Raw genomic sequence first — 17,727 nt, 5'->3', positions numbered from 1 at the left:
TGGTAATAAAAACCGGAATATTCATCTAATAAAAGAATGAACCTTTTCAAAAAGGAATTGTCTTTAAAGCCAGTGAGTTAAAGGTTAAATTTATGTAACAAAAAGCCCGCTGGTCAGCGGGCTTTTAGAATTCTTAACTAAAAACGGTGCATTTAATTATGCAAAGTTTTCGTTCGCAAATTCCCAGTTAACCAGTTTCCAGAAGTTTTCCAGATACTTAGGACGTGCATTGCGGTAGTCGATGTAGTAAGCATGTTCCCACAGGTCAACAGTCAGCAGAGGTGTAACACCTTCTTCAGTGATAGGCGTGCCTGCGTTGCTGGTGTTAACGATGTCCAGAGAACCGTCAGCAGTTTTCACTAACCAAGTCCAGCTAGAGCCAAAGTTGTTTACTGCTTTATCGTCGAATGCAGCCTGGAAGTCTTCGAAAGAACCCCATTTTGCTTTGATGGCATCGGCCACTGCGCCAGTTGCTTCACCGCCGCCATTCGGGCTCAGGCAGTGCCAGTAGAACGTGTGGTTCCAGATTTGCGCCGCGTTATTAAATACGCCGCCTTCAGAAGTTTTGATAATCTCTTCCAGAGATTTGCTCTCCAGATCAGTACCTTCTACCAGACCATTTAACTTAGTTACGTAAGTAGCGTGGTGCTTACCGTAGTGATATTCCAGCGTTTCAGCAGAAATGTGCGGCTCAAGTGCATTTTTTTCGTACGGCAGTGGTGGTAGTTCAAACGCCATTTGAATTCTCCATTTTTCTCTAGGAAGTAAAGTCGGATTTCGCGGCCAGAACAGAAAGCTGAAAGCGAAAACGACAACGGTCAATTACTGTGGATCAGATATAAGGGTTGAATTTGATAACTCAATGACAGATTTATGCATTTTTATTCTGAGAATGCAAAAAATTGTCTTTAGCCTATATCAGAAAAGCCTGTGTAATAGTGTTATAGCAATCTGGCAATAAAGATCACTCATCTGGCGACGAAATTTCCTTTTTACGGGATTTATTCTGGCTGACCCTTGAATCCGTTGTCAGGATACCCATAATGCAATGACTAGTTAAACCGACCACCTAAAGAGGATTGGATGGAAAATACGACCGAATCAACTGTAGACAGAATCAAAGAGCAAATTGCTGAAAACCCGATCCTGTTATATATGAAAGGCTCCCCAAAACTGCCAAGCTGTGGTTTTTCTGCACAGGCGGTACAGGCGCTGATGTCATGTGGCGAACCTTTTGCCTATGTTGATATTCTGCAAAACCCGGATATCCGTGCGGAATTGCCAAAATATGCAAACTGGCCAACATTTCCGCAACTGTGGGTTGACGGCGAGCTGGTAGGTGGCTGTGACATCATCATCGAAATGTTCCAGCAACAAGAGTTGCAACCGCTGATCAAAGAAACTGCAGAAAAGTACAAAACAGAAGAAGAGTAATCGACTTTCTGGCCAATGCAGTTTGGCGGCAAAAAGCACAAAAAAATAAACCCGGCATCGCCGGGTTTTTTTGTGTCAATCTGACACAAACTGGTCGAAGGGAGATAACCAAAAAAAGTACAAAAAATAGCCTGAAAATAGCATTTTTTAAGACGTATAAACGCCGCCAATATAGTAATAGACAAACCACAAAACCAAATCCTCTATCACTTTAAAAAATATTTTTAATTTCTTTAAAATCGTTTGTTTTTGAGTGATTTGCGATTTATAAGTTCCCTCAGCAAACGGCCAGTTTGCAAAATTATTAAACATTAAAAACAGAAATTATCACCCACTGAGGGACGTTTTTTTACATCGAAGAAACACCCAGTGGACAGATGACGAAAATCCAGGAAACCACTATGAAAACTTCACTGTCACAAGTGACCAGAAATGTGCGAATTGCACTGGCAGCATCTGCTGCTGTGGGCATGCTCGCATCTGCAAATACCTATGCGCAGGAAGCTGACGAAGCCGAAGCGAAAGATTTTGAACAAATCGCCGTTGTAGGTACTCGCGCTGCGCCTCGTTCTGTTGGCGAGTCTCCAGTACCGGTAGATATCATTTCCAGCGACGAATTCCAAAACCAGGGCGCAACTGACATGGTCTCCATGATGCAGACCGTTGTTCCTTCGTTTAACGTGAACGACCAGCCAATCAACGATGCATCAACACTGGTACGTCCGGCTAACCTGCGTGGTATGGCATCAGACCACACCTTGGTGCTGGTAAATGGTAAGCGTCGTCACCGCTCTGCGGTAATCACTTTCCTGGGTGGCGGTCTTTCTGACGGTGCACAAGGACCAGATATTTCGGTTATTCCTTCATCTGCACTGAAGCAGGTGGAAGTACTGCGTGACGGTGCAGCTGCTCAGTACGGTTCTGACGCTATCGCGGGTGTGGTTAACTTCGTACTCAACGACGCCGATGAAGGCGGTATGGTTGAAGCCCGTTATGGTTCTTACTACGAAGGCGACGGCGACCTGATGCAAATCTCAGGTAACATCGGCCTTCCGTTAAGCGAGAACGGTTTTATTAACCTGTCTGCTGAATACCGCACTGCTGATCCAACATCGCGCAGCGTACAGCGTGACGACGCAGCGGCCCTGATTGCTGCGGGCAACACTGCTGTTGCCGATCCTGCCCAAGTATGGGGTTCGCCTGAAATTAAAGACGACATCAAGTTCTTCGCGAACTTAGGTCTGGAACTGAATGATAACGCCGAAGCCTACATGTTCGGTAACTACGCAGAGCGTGAAGTGGAAGGTGGTTTCTACTACCGTAACCCGCACAACCGTGGCGGTGTGAATGACGGTGGTACTGATGCCGACGGTAACCAGTTACTGCTGGTTGGCGACCTGACAGGCGATATGTCTGGTAACTGCCCAACTGACATTCAAGTAGGCGACAACGTGCTTGAAAATCCACGTTACATCAACGAAGTTGCTAACAACCCGAACTGTTTCGCATTTAACGAAATGTTCCCAGGTGGTTTCACGCCTCGCTTCGGTGGTACGGTTCAAGATATGTCATTGGTATTCGGTACCCGTGGTGAGCTGCCAAACGAAATTGGTTACGACATCAGCTTAAACCTGGGTCAGAACGAAATCGATTTCGCGATTTCAAACACCATCAACCCCTCTTTAGGTCCAGACACGCCAACGTCGTTTAAGCCTGGTACTTACGTTCAGTCTGAACAGACTTTCGACCTTGACCTGACCAAGCCAATTGAAGTGGGTCTGAATGAGCCTCTGTATCTGGCTGGTGGTTTCCAGTATCGCCACGAGAGCTACGAAGCGAAAGCGGGTGATATTGCCTCTTATGAAATTGGTCCATTGGCTTCACAAGGCTTCGGTATCGGTTCAAACGGTTTCCCGGGTCTGTCTAACAAGAGCCAAGGCGAAGCATCACGTCACAACATTGCATTCTATTTAGATGCTGAATTGTACCTGACGGATGATTTCCTGGTTGCCGCTGCGGTACGTTACGAAGACTACTCTGACTTCGGTAACACCACGAAAGGTAAAGTGTCTGCGCGTTACCAGTTAACCGATAACATTGCACTGCGTGGTGCGTACTCTACTGGCTTTAAAGCGCCTACAATCGGTCAGAGCACCGTGCGTAACGTAACTACTGCATTTGGTGCGAGTGGTCAGCTGGAAGATCAGGCAACATTGCCACCAACAGATCCTATCTCTGTACAGAAAGGCGGTACGCCATTAACACCAGAAGAATCTGAGTCTATGAGCTTCGGTGTTGTTGCTGAGTTCGACAACGGTCTGTTCTTGACTGCCGACTACTACCACATTGAAGTGACTGACCGTATCAGTACAACTTCAGCAATCGCGTTAACTGAAGAAGACATTGCAGCACTGCTGGCACAAGGTGTGAGCGATGCGTCTAGCTTCTCTGCGGTTAAGTTCTTCACTAACGATTTCGATACCACAACTGAAGGTCTTGATGTTGTTGCTAACTACAGCCAGGACATGTTTGGCGGTGAAACCAAGTACTCACTGGCATACAACTGGACCTCAACAACGGTTGACCAAGCTTCAGACAACATCACACCAGAGCGTGTACGTATGCTGGAAGACAACCTGCCAGCAACCCGTTGGAGCTTTACTGCCAACCACACTAATGGTGACTGGCGCGTACTGGGTCGTCTGAACTATTTCGGTAGCATCTTTGAAGATCACCTGGATTCAGGTCTGCCTATCGAAAATATTGGTTCTGAGCTGAGCCTAGACGTTGAAGTGGGTTATCACTTTACCGACGACCTGCAGGTTGTTGTAGGTGCGAAGAATGCGCTGGATGAGTACCCAGACCGCAATACGCAGTACGATAATGAGATTGCTGGTGCGATGTATCCGGTAACTTCACCACTGGGTATCAATGGTGGTTTCTACTACGTTCGTGGTATTTACACCTTCTAATAGCTAGAACTGTCAATTAAAAGGGGGCTTTGCCCCCTTTATTGGCTGTAAAAAGTACAAAAAAATGCATGACTTATGTAGTAATAAACTGGCAATATAGCCTGTGTTGTAACGGTTTTGCTACATATACTGCGAAGAGAATATGACCAGAAAGTCGACTATTGCTGCCACATTTATAAAATACCGCACAAAAATGATGCGGGCTGTGGGCGCTATTGTCAGTTCGGATGATATCGAAGACATCGTGCAGGAAGCGTTCATAAAAAGTTACGAAGCAGAACTTACACAAGAGATCCGCTACGAACGCACTTACATGCTCAAAACAGCAAGAAACCTTGCGCTTAATCATGTGAACAGTGCTGCCAGCCAGTTAAATCAGGCGGTAGACGATATGGACATGCTATCTAATGATCTCATTGGATATAACCTTGAAAAGCATGTCGAAAGTAAAGAGCGATTTATTCATTTCTGCCGTGCGACTGAATCTTTGTCGCCAGAAGTGAAGCGAGTATTTTTATTAAAGAAAGTTTATGGCATGAGCCAGCGCGACATTGCTGAGCTTGTGGGGCTAAGTGAAAGTACTGTAGAGAAACACGTGGCGAAAGGCCTGTTACAGTGCTCTAAATTTCTGGCGTCATCCGGTGACACATCCAGAGACAAACCCGTTAAGCCTAAACATCATCAGGACAATCATAGTAGTTAAGCCATGAGTAATGTCAGTAAATTTACCAGCAAGGACGATATCCACGAAGAAGCGTGTTTGTGGATAAGCCGGATTGATCGCGGTTTGAATAGTGAAGAGACCGAATCACTGCATGCATGGTTGGGCGCAAGTTCCAGTCATCGCAGGATCCTTTTCGAAGTGGCTCAATTGTGGGACGACTTGAGCGTACTTAATGAATTAAAAGGGCTGTTCCCAGATCGTAATCAATATAACGGCGAAGCCCGCAAAGCTAAGAGCATTTTGCGCCAGGCACGCTGGAGCGTTGCCGCGGGTTTTATTTTGATGGTTGCCGCTGCTGCCATGATGGTGGATTCCTATTGGCTTAATCAGAGCGATTCCGGCTATCAGTTGGTCCAGCGAGTAGGAACGGCCATTGGTGAGCAGAAAACCCTGACCCTGAACGACGGTTCAGTGGTGCACATGAATACTAACTCCGCGATTCACATTAAGTTTGATGAAGACGAGCGGATCATTGATTTAATCAAGGGTGAAGCCCACTTCACCGTTGCCCACGATGCAAGCAGACCTTTCACCGTGACTGCTGGTATTAACACCGTCACCGCCATCGGTACGGCGTTTAACATGCAGTATACCAACGACGAGGCATTTGAATTGGTCGTCACTGAAGGGCGAGTTCTGGTGCAAGATAAAGTGTCTTCGATTTCCCGGGAGGAAATTGCAGATGTAATAAAGTCTGGAACAACTCGCGCTGACCTTAAGTTACTGGCCGCTGGTGAAAAAGCCAATGTCGACGGTATCCTCAGCGATCTGAAAAATCTCGACGATGATGCCATGGAGCAAGATCTCGCTTGGCAACAGGGCATGATTGTATTCAAAGGTGAAGCGTTAGAAGATGCTTTACGTGAAATTGAACGTTACACCGCTGTCAGCTTCGAAATAGATGGCGTAGAACTGCGTAAAAAGCGCGTGGCTGGATATTTCAAGGTAGGTGATATCAGTGGCCTGCTATCTGCACTTAAAAACAGCTTCCATATCGAGCACAAGCGAGTGGATGCTATGACGATTCAATTGTCAGAGCAAGAAAGCTAATTCAAGAGTAGCCCGCTTCATAGCGGGCGGCTATTTTTTTGCCTTATATCAATTTTTATTAGCCTCGTTCACAGTGGATGTGGCAATTCTCAAATTATCTTAGTATTAATTTTTATTATTCCGACCATTGGTATACTGTGCCGGTCGTAGTATGTAGGTAGCGTTGTGGAAGTCAGAAAAGTCGTTATACTGCATTAACAGCAACATCAATACTTTGTAACTCACTATATGTATAGCCTGTAAGCGAATCAGCGCTGAATAATAATAACGAAACCACGTAATAGTGAAAATTCGACAATGTTAATTTTTAATACTTTTGACACCTAGCCTGTTCATGCGCTTTCCATTAGTAAGCCAACGCCTTAGACGACAGCTTCGCATCACCGGATTAGTTGCAGCCAGCTACTTCGCTGCATCTGTTGCAATGGCTCAACAGAAAATTGAATTCGACATTCCTGCGCAGCGGGCGGATGTTGCGTTAACAGAATTCGCTAAACAAGCGAATACCACTTTACTGTTTCCTTATGAACTCGCCGAGAAAGTGCAAGCTAATGGCTTGTCGGGTACTTTTACCCTGCAGGAGGGGTTACTTCATCTTTTGAAGGGAACCGAGCTCGCCGTGCAGATTGATGCTACCGGCATGCTAACCGTAAAGCCTATTGTTGAGTTACGCCAGCCACCACCGCGTCCACCTAAATCCCGCATTAATGATGACATCGGTTTTTCTATTGAACGCATCGCTATCGTAGGCACCCGCAGTGCACCACGTTCAGTGGTTGAGTCGCCGGTGCCACTAGACATTATTGCCGGTGATACACTCCAAGCCCAGGGCAGTTCTGATGTGTTAAGCATGTTGGCCGGTGTTGTACCGTCACTGAATGTAAACGATCAGCCCATTAACGATGCCGCTAGCTTAGTACGCCCGGCCAATCTGCGAGGGATGGCTGCCGACCACACGCTGGTGTTACTTAATGGCAAGCGACGTCATCGCTCTTCTGTGATTACGTTCCTGGGCGGCGGTTTATCAGATGGTGCACAGGGGCCTGATATTTCAGTCTTGCCCGCCGGTGCCATGAGACAGGTGGAAGTGCTTCGCGACGGCGCCGCAGCACAGTACGGTTCGGACGCGATTGCTGGGGTTATCAACTTTGTGCTCGACGATCGTCGAGAGGGGGGATACCTCAGCGCGAAAACCGGTGAGTATTATGAAGGTGATGGTGAACTGGTTCATCTACAAGGGAACCTTGGCACGTCATTGGGAAGTGGCTTTTTTAATATCACGGCAGAGTACCAACAACGAAATGGCACGAGTCGTTCTGTGCAGCGTGCCGACGCACAAGCGCTTATCGACGCCGGTAATACGTTTGTTTCATCCCCCTCCCAGGTATGGGGAGCGCTGGATGTAAATAGCGACGCCAAACTGGCTTTTAATGCGGCAGTTCCGCTAACCGAGAAAGTCGATGTCTATTGGTTTGGTACCGCTGCACGTCGTGAAATTGAGGGCGGATTTTACTATCGTCACCCTCATACCAGACTGGGGATTTTTGCTGATCCAAACAGTGATACAGCCAAACTTCTCGTCGCAGACAAAGATGGCTTAGGGCAGGGGATAACGTGTCCCGATATTTTTATCACCGACAACAACGTGTTGGACGACCCCGCCTATTTGCAAATCGCGGATAATTCTACTCCGCTGGGCCAGAACTGTTTTGCATTTAATGAGTGGTTTCCCGGTGGTTTCACGCCACGTTTTGGCGGAGTGATAAAAGACGGTTCTGCATTTGCGGGCATTCGTGGTGAGCTCAATGATGATTGGCTTTTTGATCTTAGTGCCAGTGTCGGTTATTCGAATGTGAGCTACCGCTTGCATAACACCATTAACCCCTCACTAGGCGAAGCAACCCCAACCAGTTTTACGCCCGGTGCAGTTAGTCAGTTAGAGCGTACCATCAACCTGGATTTTTCTCGCTTCTTAGACAGTTGGACATCTAAACCTATCAGTTTCGCCACGGGTATGGAGTGGCGACGTGAGCGCTATAGCCAGCAGGCAGGGGATGACGCGTCGTGGATTGAAGGGCCGTTTGCGAACAATGCAGAAGTTGCGACTTCTCCTGGCTTTGGTATTGGTTCTAATGGCTTTCCGGGTTATCAGCCAGTAACTGCAGGGGACTGGAGCCGCCACAACTGGGCCTTATATGCCGATGTGGAAATGTTCCTGAGCGAAGATCTGCAACTTGCCACCGCATTGCGCTCAGAGCACTTCTCTGATTTTGGCTCTACCCTAGATGGTAAGGTCAATCTGCGATACCAGTTAAACGATATCGTTTCTTTTCGAAGCTCTCTCAGCTCGGGCTTTAAGGCGCCCACGGTGGGGCAGAGCAATGTCATCAACATTACTACAGCCTATGCGTCAACGGGTCTGGAAGATCAAGCAACGCTGCCTCCTACGCATCCTATCTCGCAAATGCTGGGTGCCGAACCGCTAACCCCAGAAGAATCGATTAACAGCAGCATTGGACTGGTCGCCTTTTGGGACGAGGATTTTTATCTCACCGTCGATTATTTCAATATTCGTCTGTATGACCGTATCAGTACCACATCCGCCATTCCTCTTACTGCAGACGACGTGGAACAACTTATCGCACAAGGTAATCCCGAAGCCGACAACTATCGCGCGATTAAATATTTTGCCAATGATTTTGATACTGCGACACAGGGTGTCGATATTGTATTGAATTACCGGTTTGATTTGGCGGATGTGACCAATGCGCTAACGACATCATTTAACTGGACAGATACGCGGGTTAAGCGGCTTTCGGCTTTTCCGCAAACTCAGCCTGATGGTAAAGTGTTACTGGTGCCTAGTCTGACACCGCAGCGGGTGCGCATGCTGGAAGACAACCTTCCCGCCGTGCGGATAACCACTACCTTAAAGCAACACTGGCAGGCCTGGTCTATGCTTTGGCGGCTTAAGTACTATGGCGCGTTTTATGAAGACCATGTTGATGCGGCTGCGGGAATGGATATCGACGGTAGCAGCATGATTACCCTGGATGCGGAATTAAGCTGGCATTACTCTGAAAACTTGACGGTGGCGTTAGGGGCTTCGAATGTATTTAATACAACGCCGCAAATTAATCCCTATGCAGATGTAGTCGGGGCGCTGTATCCACCTACATCACCTTCAGGCATGAACGGCGGATTCTGGTACTTGCAGTCGCGATATGATTTTTAAGAACGTGTGCAGGTTCGTGTTCGAAAGAAGCTTGAGGGCGTTAAACGTGCTAGGGCGCTGAACCCTGGAAGGCGTAAAATAAAACTGAAATAAAGGGGAAGGTTAGTTAGCAAACCTCTTTGAATAACGTTTCATCGATAATTGTTGAATCGATAATTTGCTGAGCCATCTGAATGCACTTTCCGCATTGATTACCCAGATCGAGTTGCTGACGAAGTTCACGGATGTTACCTACGCCATCTTGTTCTACTGCATTTTTGATGTCTTTATCTGTTACGCCATAACACATGCAAACAAACATACTACCAACCCGTTAAATTAAATCGTTAATGATAATAATTGCTATTTGTATGTTTGGCAAGGTGGAAAGATCATTTTTATGATTAAACTTTAGACTAAATACAGTGGCGATTAATAACATCGATAGATTTTGACAACAGAATACTTGGCTTTCATTTATCCGCACCTATATTGAAAGTGCCGCAATGGCAAAACTATAACAATCTGAAAAAATTTGGAGCAAACAATGAGCGTACTGGTAGGCCGTCCGGCCCCTGACTTTACTGCAGCAGCTGTTTTAGGCAGTGGTGAAATCGTTGATACTTTCACTTTAAGCGAAGCGATTAAAGGTAAAAAAGCGGTTATCTTCTTTTACCCGCTGGACTTCACTTTTGTATGTCCTTCTGAACTGATTGCTTTTGACAAGCGTTACGAAGAGTTCCAGAAGCGCGGTGTAGAAGTGATTGGTGTATCTATCGATTCTCAGTTCTCTCACAATGCGTGGAGAAACACGCCAGTAAATGAAGGCGGTATTGGTCCGGTTAAGTACACACTGGTTGCTGACGTTAAGCATGAAATCTGCCAGGCATATGACGTTGAGCACCCAGAAGCAGGTGTAGCGTTCCGTGGTTCTTTCCTGATCGACGGTGAAGGCAATGTACGTCACCAGGTGGTTAACGATCTGCCTCTGGGTCGGAACATCGACGAGATGCTGCGTATGGTTGACGCACTGAGCTTCCATGAAGAGCATGGTGAAGTATGTCCAGCAGGTTGGACTGAAGGTAAGTCTGGCATGGACGCATCCCCAGCAGGTGTTGCTAAATACCTGTCAGAAGAAGCTGACAAGCTTTAATCGACGGTGTGATACCTCTACGCCGCGCTGATGAAAATCATCGCGGCGTTTTTGTTTCTAGCGCTTCTCGGAAGACAAACTATTACCCAAATGTTCCAGTGTTTGTCAGTTGGTCAACGGCTTAAGCGTTCTCGGCTACAGGCCATCCACCTAGTGATTTGTAACGATTAACGATGTAGCAGAACAACTCAGCGGTTCTTTCGGCATCATAGAGCGCGCTATGTGCTTCACTCTGATCAAACGGGATGCCGGCTTCACGGCAGGCTTTTACCAGTACGGTTTGCCCTACAGCAAGGCCTGCTAAGGTAGTGGTATCAAACGAGACGAAAGGGTGGAATGGCGTGCGTTTGATATTGCTTCGCGCAATAGCAGCATTCACAAAACTCTGATCAAAGGTCGCATTGTGGGCAACAATGACCGAGCGTTGACAGTCAGCATCTTTTTGCAGTTTTCTGATTTGCTTGCACACTTCCTTCATGACTTCGGTTTCATCAAGGGCGCCGCGTAATGGACAATGAGGATCAATACCGTTGAAATCCAGCGCAGCCTGTTCGAGGTTCGCCCCTTCAAACGGGTTAACATGAAAGTGTACGGTTTTATGAGGGTGTAGATCGCCGTTTTCATCCATCTGAAGTGTCACCGCAGCAATTTCAAGCAGGGCGTCGGTGGCGGCATTGAAACCGGCAGTCTCCACATCAATAATGACGGGGAAATAACCGCGAAAGCGATGCTTCAGTACATTGGCATTTTCAGACATAAACAGCAGAAATCCTTGATAATAAAGGCGTGCATTTTACAGATAGTCGCTGAAAAACCAGCCTGGGCGTTCAGGAATATCATGGCGAAAGGCGTGATTATCGCAAGAACTGCTTTGGGTATCTACCTTTGAAAACTAAGCAATGCTGCGAATACGCGAATTGTTGTTGTGCTGTGCTAAACTTTTTTCTCATCGTGGCGATAAAGAAAGTGCAGATCATCTTTTGTAGCAGGGCGGAATATGTTTCGACAGGTATTAATCGGCATCTTATTGATCAGTGCGCCAGCAATGGGCGCAATGCGGCAGTATGCCGCTCCCGTAGAAGCATCTGACTGGATGCTGAAAGAGCAAACGCGCCTTCAGTGCACTCTTGCTCACACCGTGCCGGGCTATGGCGATGCGCTATTTTCAAGTGTGGCTTCCAAACAGTTAAACATGGAATTTGAACTGGACATGGATTTGTTGCCAAAAAAATTCGATGTCGCTGCGGTGTATTCCGTGCCGCCTACCTGGATGCCAGGAGCAATGCCCAAGAATATTGCCGACATGACGCTGCGAACCCAATACAACGGCGACTTACCTGAGCAAGCTGCATGGACCATGCTAAGCGAGCTTGAAAAGGGTTACTGGCCCACGATTTATTACAAAGATTGGTATAACGAGTACGATAAAGTTGCCGTGGCACTGAATGCCAGTAACTTTACACCTGTATATCGAAATTTTGTGAAATGCGTTTCGCAGCTCCTGCCTTACAATTTCGACGATATTGCCTATACCGTGTTGTCCTACGAGAAAAGCAGTGTTGACCTCACAAAATACTCGCAAAAGCGATTGAGTATGATTGGCGAGTACTTAAAAGAAGATAAAGAATTGGAGTTAGTACTTCTCGATGGCTACACCGATAGCTATGGAAGTCGCTATAGCAACGAGCAGCTTTCTATTCGTCGTGCGGAGCAGGTAAAGTCGTTCTTCACCTCTATGGGGGTGGATGCTGAGAGAATTGAAGTTACCGGGCATGGTGAGAAACGCCACATTTCACCAAACACCAATGCCGATTCACGGGCAATGAACCGTAGGGTTGTAGTGCGCTTGTCCAAAGGATAGACACGCCACAGTGAGAAACTAAAACGCCGGCAAGACTGCCGGCGTTTTGCTATTTACCACTTTGTCGCAGAAAATTCTTCACGGGGGGAATTTGATCGGTAAATACGCCATCTACTGCCAGTGGTCCCGTTAATAATCCAAGGATCTGCTCTGCAGTCATTCCCGTGGGGAGTGCATCAATCCGAAATGTATAAGGGTGGATAACCAGGCCTTCTTTTTTTGCCGTTGCCAGCCAGGGACTCGGAACAACCTTACCTTGCTGCAGCGCTTTCATGTCTAATAGCTGTGGGAACCAGGGGCCAATGCCGTCGGCGTATTTTGCTATATCCTGCATGCCTTGTCGGGTTAGCAGCGCCTGATAATCGGTCGCAGACTCGCCCCAACTGTTGTCGGCCAGCAGTAAGACAATCTTGCCTTTAAAACCAAGCTCGTTGCGTAAGCGCTTCACTTCAGCAAAATCAAAACACTGCACATAAATGTTCGCATTTTTGCCATTGAGATTGTAGCGCGCCAATGTGTCCAGTAGTTGTTGACTGATATCTACGCCTTCTTTTTTATGCCAGGCAGGGGATTTGATTTCAGTATAAAAGCCAATATTGCTTTTGAACTCGCGGTTAAGTTCACTGATAAGTTCAATGTGTTCATCTAGCGTAGCAACGGTAAACAGGGCTTTGCTGCCATGATAGCGATTGGCAAACACTTGTTTTCCATCTGTATCCGACCGTTCTTTTACTTGCAATGTACGTAATTCCGCTAGCGTAAAATCCAGTGCGTACCAACGGCCATCGTCACGAGAGCGTTCGGGAAACTTCGAAGCCACATCGGTTACGGTTTCCAGATGAATATCGTGAAGCACAACCAATTCGCCGTCTTTCGTCGCCACCACATCTTGTTCGATGAAATCGGGTTGCTGAGCAAACGCCAGAGAAGCAGCTTCCAGGGTATGTTCAGGCAAATAGCCAGATGCGCCGCGGTGGGCAATGATATCGAAGGCGCTGGCTTGGCTGGTGATCAGCGCTGTGGATAACGCAATGGCTTTTAGTTTGCTGGTAAACACGAGTAATCCTTTTTTGTGATGCTCGCCGAATGATCATGACGATGCTTTAAATGTTAACACGCGTTATAGACAGTAATGTGGCAGTGGCACTATCTCAAGAAGAAACGGTTAGATAGAGCGCTGAATGGGTTCGGCAAAAGTGACTGAGTGAAAAGCTTAAGAGGGGGAGTATTCGCTATTTTAAGCGCTAGGTTGAAATGCTATCAATAACGACGAGAGGCAAAGAACGGGTTTGCAGGCAAACAAACCCGTTCAATTCGTTACTTATGACGCTTAAAAGGAGGACGATTACCTTTTAATTTGGGTTTGTCCTCATCTTCAAGTAATTCTAACTGCGCTACATCGTAAACTGGCATGCGAGTGGTAACCCGTCGATAGGGAGGCTTGCCGCGTTTAATGACTTCTTTTACTTCCACGTACTCTGTGGCGGCTTCTCCGAGTGCTTCGAGTTGAGCAACGTCGGAAACCGGTACCGTTTTAACTACACGCTTGAACGGCGGCTTGCCAGAGTAATCTACAACTTGAATGTCGATGGTGTCTTGATCGTTACTTGCCATTACTAAGCTGCTCATTGAAGAGGCAAAAGCGAATGTGGCTAATCTTAGCGCAAATTTCATCATGGTGTCCTTATCTGTTTTTGCATCAATATGGTGCTTAGTTATTGTGATAAACAAATAGTTAACAAACAATCCTATCTGGTGATAGCTTTATTCTATCAATATTTATTTATTCTGGTAATGATTGCTATCTGATTAGGCCATTATAGGCGCATTTTCATGAGATTTGCTTTTTGGTGGTGCAATCTCGTTGTGCGGTGCTCGTTAGTGGGGCGATAGCCAATTTGCTGAAGACTTTGATGTCTGTGAGATCAGGCACTTACATACTGGCCATATAGTTGCTGTGTAATTAGGGTTAATAAACAGGACAATGATCATGAAACCCCTGAGTAACCGTGCACAGTCGTTTAATCTATTAAAGAGCCCATTAAAAAGCGTACTGATATTCGCGCTAACATTGCTGTCGATGCATGCGCTAGCCAGTGAGCAAACCATCAGTCTACAACAACATGCGGGCGGTACATTGTATCTGGATGCCACGCTCGACTCGGCGGTTAAAGCATCATTCCTGCTCGATACGGGGTCCAGTTTATTGACACTTAATGAGCAAACCTTCAAAGCGTTAAATCGAAACAAAAAGCTGACTGCAACCAGTAAAGCCGCTGCGCGAATGGCCAACGGCAAAATTGTCACGGTGTCTCAATATCGTCTCGATTCAGTACGTATTGGTGGGCATTGCGAAGTTGGGCCGGTGGATGTCTCTGTACTGCCAAGAGGCAGTAATATTCTTGGTGTGAACGCACTACTGAAAGCGGCACCGCTAACCCTGACAGCGGAACAAATAACACTGTCAGGATGCTTGCAGGATTAAATACTGGCATTAACGGGTAACATGCATCAGCCGTATTAGGGCTTGCGTATCACTCGTAATCCGATGCGTAAGTATCTTCATAGGAATGGGAGTAAAACTCAAACAAGTTGCCGAATGGGTCTTCAAGATACACCATTTGTGCTTGTTTAAGCTCATCATCAGGATGATAGCGGTGGATATCCATACGCACTTTGCCGCCATACGCTTCAACACGCTGAATCGCCGTATTGAACTGTTCCTTGGGTAACTGTACGCAGAAGTGGAAGATACCAAGGCGTGAGAAGTCTACCTGGTGGCGTTCTTCACGGTCTACCATTTCGAACAACTCGACTCCGATCCCGTCGGATGTAACTAGGTGAGCAATATTGAAACCCTTAAAACCTTCGCCGAATACCGCGGTGCACATCCGGCCAATGGCTGATTCTCGCTCTTCGATAACCTTGGTGTTGTTCATCACAATTCTAAAGCCTAACGCGTTGGTGTAGAATTCAACGGCCTTATCCATGTCGCCAACCATAATGCCCACGTGATTCATTTTCATAATGTTCTCCTCAACTAAAACAACATGAGCAAGCGTAAGGAAATTACTTGATTACGTGAAATTATCATTAATAATTAAATTAATAATTTTCTGTTATGGTATTTCTATGTTGAATCCGATTTGGTTACACACCTTTGTCACGCTGGTGGATACAGGGCATTTTACCCACACGGCAGAAAAGCTGTTTATGACGCAGCCGGGTGTGAGTCAGCATATCAACAAGCTTGAGCAGGCATGTGGCCATGTGCTGATTAGGCGCGAGAATAAATCTTTTGATGTGACTGAGCAGGGCAAACTGGTTTATCGCTATGCAAAGGGGTTGGCGGCACGGGAACATAGTCTGTTCGAGCAACTTGCTTTTGATGATCCTCACGTGGGAGACATCACCATTGCCAGCTCTGGCTCAGTGGCGCTATTGCTTTACCCTCAGTTGGTTGATTTGCAAAGCCGGTACCGACAATTGTCTATTCGGTTTGTTGCCGCGCCAAATCATCAAATACTGCAAGATGTTCAGGATCATCGCGTGGACATGGGGATTGTCACCGATATTAATCATTCACAATTATTTGATTCCAATAAACTGGGTGAGGAAGAGCTTTGTTTGGTGGTCCACAAAGAAACCGATTTAAACGTGGATAAAGCCGCCATACTGATGCAAACCGGCCTGATATCACACCCAGACGCGATACATTATTTGTCGCTTTATTTTAGTCAATGCCAGGAACCATCGCTGTTGAAAATTAATATCAGCGATATACCGGTAGTTGGCGCGGTTAACCAAATTGGCCAGATCTTGTATCCCATTGCACAGGGCATCGGGTTTACGGTGCTTCCGAAAAGTGCGGTCTCAGCATTTCCGTTAAACGCGCAGTTGCAGATCGTGCCGCCTGTACGGCCTGTAATCGAAGAGCTCTATCGAATTACAAAAAGAAACAGAGTGCTACCAGCACGTTTTGATACCGTCAATCAGGTGATTGAAATGGTTTGGTGAATGTGGCGATTCCCCGTGCTGACGCGCCACTAAATCTCAGTTTTTTCTTTAAACCCACACAAATCTTCAATAATGCAGGAGCCGCAACGGGGTTTGCGAGCGATACAGGTGTAGCGGCCATGAAGAATAAGCCAGTGGTGTACATCGACTTTAAATTCTTTGGGGACCACTTTAAGCAGCTTTTCTTCCACTCGGTCTACATTCTTGCCCATGGCGAATTTGGTGCGATTTGATACCCGGAAAATGTGGGTGTCGACAGCTATCGTGGGCCAGCTAAAGGATAATTAAAGTAGCTATTGATTAAACAGAGTGTGGCTGGAGGTGCTGTTTAAGCTTTTCATCCCAATACGGTTCACTATTAAAGTAACTCGAAAAGTAATCAATAAACGCTCTGACTTTAGGTGCTAATTGTCTGGAGCTTGGGTAAACCGCCCAAATAGCGGTTTCAGAAATCAATGGGTATTCGGATAATACTTCTACTAACTCACCATTAATTAATTGTTGATAGGCACTCCAGGTTGAATTGACAGTTATACCTATGCCATATGAGCAAGCGTCACGTATTGCTTCCCCGTTGTCGGTACTAAAGTTGCCGGTGACTTTAATATTTAGCGTTTCATTGCCACCCTTAAATGCCCAATGATCTAAATTTAAGAGGGTTATACAGTTATGATCTCTCAGTTCCATGGGTGAGGCAGGAGAACCATATTTAGATATGTACTCAGGGGACGCACATAAAATCCGTCTATCGTTTACTAGTTTTTTGGCTATTAGTGTTGAGTCTTTTAATTGCGAATTTCGGATGGCAATATCAAAACCGCCTTCTACTAAATCAACTATGGTATCGGACAGTTTTAAATCTATTTTTAGATTAGGGTATTCATTCATAAAGCCTTTCATCGCAGGCAATATATGCATGCGACCAAATGAGGCTGGAGCAGCAACACGCAACGTTCCACTTGGCTTTAAGTTCCCAACTCCCACCGATGCTTCAGCCGCTTCCACGCTAGCAATTACGTCTTCAGCATGATGAAGAAATGCGACGCCATCTTCAGTTAAAGATATCTTTCTTGTTGTTCTATGAAAAAGCCTTACGCCCAAACTTTCTTCCAGCTTTCTAATATGGCTACTCGCCACAGCGGCAGATAAGCCAAGTTCAGCGCCTGCAGAGCTTATGTTGTTTGTAGTGGCTACTCTAACAAATAGCTTTAGATACTCAATATTCATTATAAACTTTTTGTTGAAAGTGATTATTTATTTTGGGCAATTATCAACATCCCCTTTGAAGATTATACTCGTTTT

At 46.3% G+C, this 17,727-nt stretch carries 16 protein-coding genes and 1 pseudogene; 9 read left to right on the top strand and 8 right to left on the bottom strand.

Annotation, left to right across the window (positions count from 1 at the left end):
• Positions 1 to 156: 156 nt before the first annotated feature.
• The gene (gene sodB / locus ACXAGX_RS08690) at positions 157 to 738 is read right to left on the bottom strand and encodes a superoxide dismutase [Fe] (RefSeq protein WP_474817937.1); all 582 of its coding nucleotides are present in this window, start codon (positions 736 to 738) and stop codon (positions 157 to 159) included.
• Positions 739 to 1,083: 345 nt separating this feature from the next.
• Between sodB and ACXAGX_RS08685 the strand changes: the two genes are divergently transcribed.
• The 5 genes from ACXAGX_RS08685 to ACXAGX_RS08665 all read left to right on the top strand — a co-directional run bounded on the left by ACXAGX_RS08685 (position 1,084) and on the right by ACXAGX_RS08665 (position 9,415).
• A complete protein-coding gene (locus ACXAGX_RS08685; protein ID WP_070126931.1) occupies positions 1,084 to 1,434 on the top strand; it encodes a Grx4 family monothiol glutaredoxin in 351 nt (116 codons plus the stop codon).
• 401 nt (positions 1,435 to 1,835) lie between these two features.
• Positions 1,836 to 4,406 (top strand): TonB-dependent receptor plug domain-containing protein, encoded by a 2,571-nt coding sequence (locus ACXAGX_RS08680; protein ID WP_474837771.1) that lies wholly within the window; start codon positions 1,836 to 1,838, stop codon positions 4,404 to 4,406.
• Positions 4,407 to 4,548: 142 nt separating this feature from the next.
• Positions 4,549 to 5,109, top strand: coding sequence for an RNA polymerase sigma factor (locus ACXAGX_RS08675; protein WP_070123639.1), 561 nt, complete (start codon positions 4,549 to 4,551; stop codon positions 5,107 to 5,109).
• 3 nt (positions 5,110 to 5,112) lie between these two features.
• The gene (locus ACXAGX_RS08670; protein ID WP_474837769.1) at positions 5,113 to 6,180 is read left to right on the top strand and encodes a FecR family protein; all 1,068 of its coding nucleotides are present in this window, start codon (positions 5,113 to 5,115) and stop codon (positions 6,178 to 6,180) included.
• A 424-nt stretch (positions 6,181 to 6,604) separates the two neighbouring features.
• Complete coding sequence (locus ACXAGX_RS08665; protein ID WP_474818397.1) at positions 6,605 to 9,415, top strand: TonB-dependent receptor plug domain-containing protein; 2,811 nt, start codon at positions 6,605 to 6,607, stop codon at positions 9,413 to 9,415.
• 106 nt (positions 9,416 to 9,521) lie between these two features.
• On the opposite strand, the gene ACXAGX_RS08660 is transcribed toward ACXAGX_RS08665, so the two are convergent.
• Positions 9,522 to 9,716 (bottom strand): bacterioferritin-associated ferredoxin, encoded by a 195-nt coding sequence (locus tag ACXAGX_RS08660; RefSeq protein WP_070123642.1) that lies wholly within the window; start codon positions 9,714 to 9,716, stop codon positions 9,522 to 9,524.
• A gap of 225 nt (positions 9,717 to 9,941) precedes the next feature.
• Between ACXAGX_RS08660 and ACXAGX_RS08655 the strand changes: the two genes are divergently transcribed.
• Positions 9,942 to 10,547, top strand: coding sequence for a peroxiredoxin (locus ACXAGX_RS08655; protein WP_070123643.1), 606 nt, complete (start codon positions 9,942 to 9,944; stop codon positions 10,545 to 10,547).
• 121 nt (positions 10,548 to 10,668) lie between these two features.
• Here ACXAGX_RS08655 and rnt read toward each other — a convergent pair whose 3' ends face one another.
• The gene (gene rnt, locus ACXAGX_RS08650) at positions 10,669 to 11,304 is read right to left on the bottom strand and encodes a ribonuclease T (protein ID WP_070123645.1); all 636 of its coding nucleotides are present in this window, start codon (positions 11,302 to 11,304) and stop codon (positions 10,669 to 10,671) included.
• Between the two features lie 240 nt (positions 11,305 to 11,544).
• Here rnt and ACXAGX_RS08645 point away from each other — a divergent pair, with 240 nt between their 5' ends.
• Entirely contained in the window at positions 11,545 to 12,408 is an 864-nt protein-coding gene (locus tag ACXAGX_RS08645) for a flagellar protein MotY (protein WP_474817940.1), read from the top strand.
• Positions 12,409 to 12,457: 49 nt separating this feature from the next.
• Here ACXAGX_RS08645 and glpQ read toward each other — a convergent pair whose 3' ends face one another.
• Positions 12,458 to 13,465: a glycerophosphodiester phosphodiesterase gene (gene glpQ, locus ACXAGX_RS08640; protein WP_474817941.1), complete on the bottom strand. Its 1,008-nt coding sequence runs from the start codon at positions 13,463 to 13,465 to the stop codon at positions 12,458 to 12,460.
• A gap of 260 nt (positions 13,466 to 13,725) precedes the next feature.
• Entirely contained in the window at positions 13,726 to 14,022 is a 297-nt protein-coding gene (locus ACXAGX_RS08635) for a hypothetical protein (RefSeq protein WP_139138932.1), read from the bottom strand.
• Between the two features lie 376 nt (positions 14,023 to 14,398).
• Between ACXAGX_RS08635 and ACXAGX_RS08630 the strand changes: the two genes are divergently transcribed.
• A complete protein-coding gene (locus tag ACXAGX_RS08630; RefSeq protein WP_474837767.1) occupies positions 14,399 to 14,893 on the top strand; it encodes a retropepsin-like aspartic protease family protein in 495 nt (164 codons plus the stop codon).
• A gap of 49 nt (positions 14,894 to 14,942) precedes the next feature.
• On the opposite strand, the gene ACXAGX_RS08625 is transcribed toward ACXAGX_RS08630, so the two are convergent.
• Positions 14,943 to 15,434, bottom strand: coding sequence for a VOC family protein (locus ACXAGX_RS08625; protein ID WP_474837765.1), 492 nt, complete (start codon positions 15,432 to 15,434; stop codon positions 14,943 to 14,945).
• A 106-nt stretch (positions 15,435 to 15,540) separates the two neighbouring features.
• On the opposite strand from ACXAGX_RS08625, the gene ACXAGX_RS08620 reads away from it, so the two are divergent.
• Positions 15,541 to 16,425 (top strand): LysR family transcriptional regulator, encoded by an 885-nt coding sequence (locus ACXAGX_RS08620; protein ID WP_474837763.1) that lies wholly within the window; start codon positions 15,541 to 15,543, stop codon positions 16,423 to 16,425.
• Between the two features lie 29 nt (positions 16,426 to 16,454).
• Here ACXAGX_RS08620 and ACXAGX_RS08615 read toward each other — a convergent pair.
• Both ACXAGX_RS08615 and ACXAGX_RS08610 read right to left on the bottom strand, forming a co-directional pair.
• Positions 16,455 to 16,706: pseudogene (locus tag ACXAGX_RS08615) on the bottom strand (endonuclease III); the annotation flags it as partial.
• A gap of 19 nt (positions 16,707 to 16,725) precedes the next feature.
• Positions 16,726 to 17,652, bottom strand: coding sequence for a LysR family transcriptional regulator (locus ACXAGX_RS08610; RefSeq protein ID WP_474817950.1), 927 nt, complete (start codon positions 17,650 to 17,652; stop codon positions 16,726 to 16,728).
• Between the last annotated feature and the right edge of the window lie 75 nt (positions 17,653 to 17,727).

Source organism: Alteromonas sp. ABV4_515, assembly GCF_056160345.1.
The sequence above is the reverse complement of the archived record's forward strand: the minus strand, read 5'-3'. Positions and strand labels throughout refer to the sequence as shown.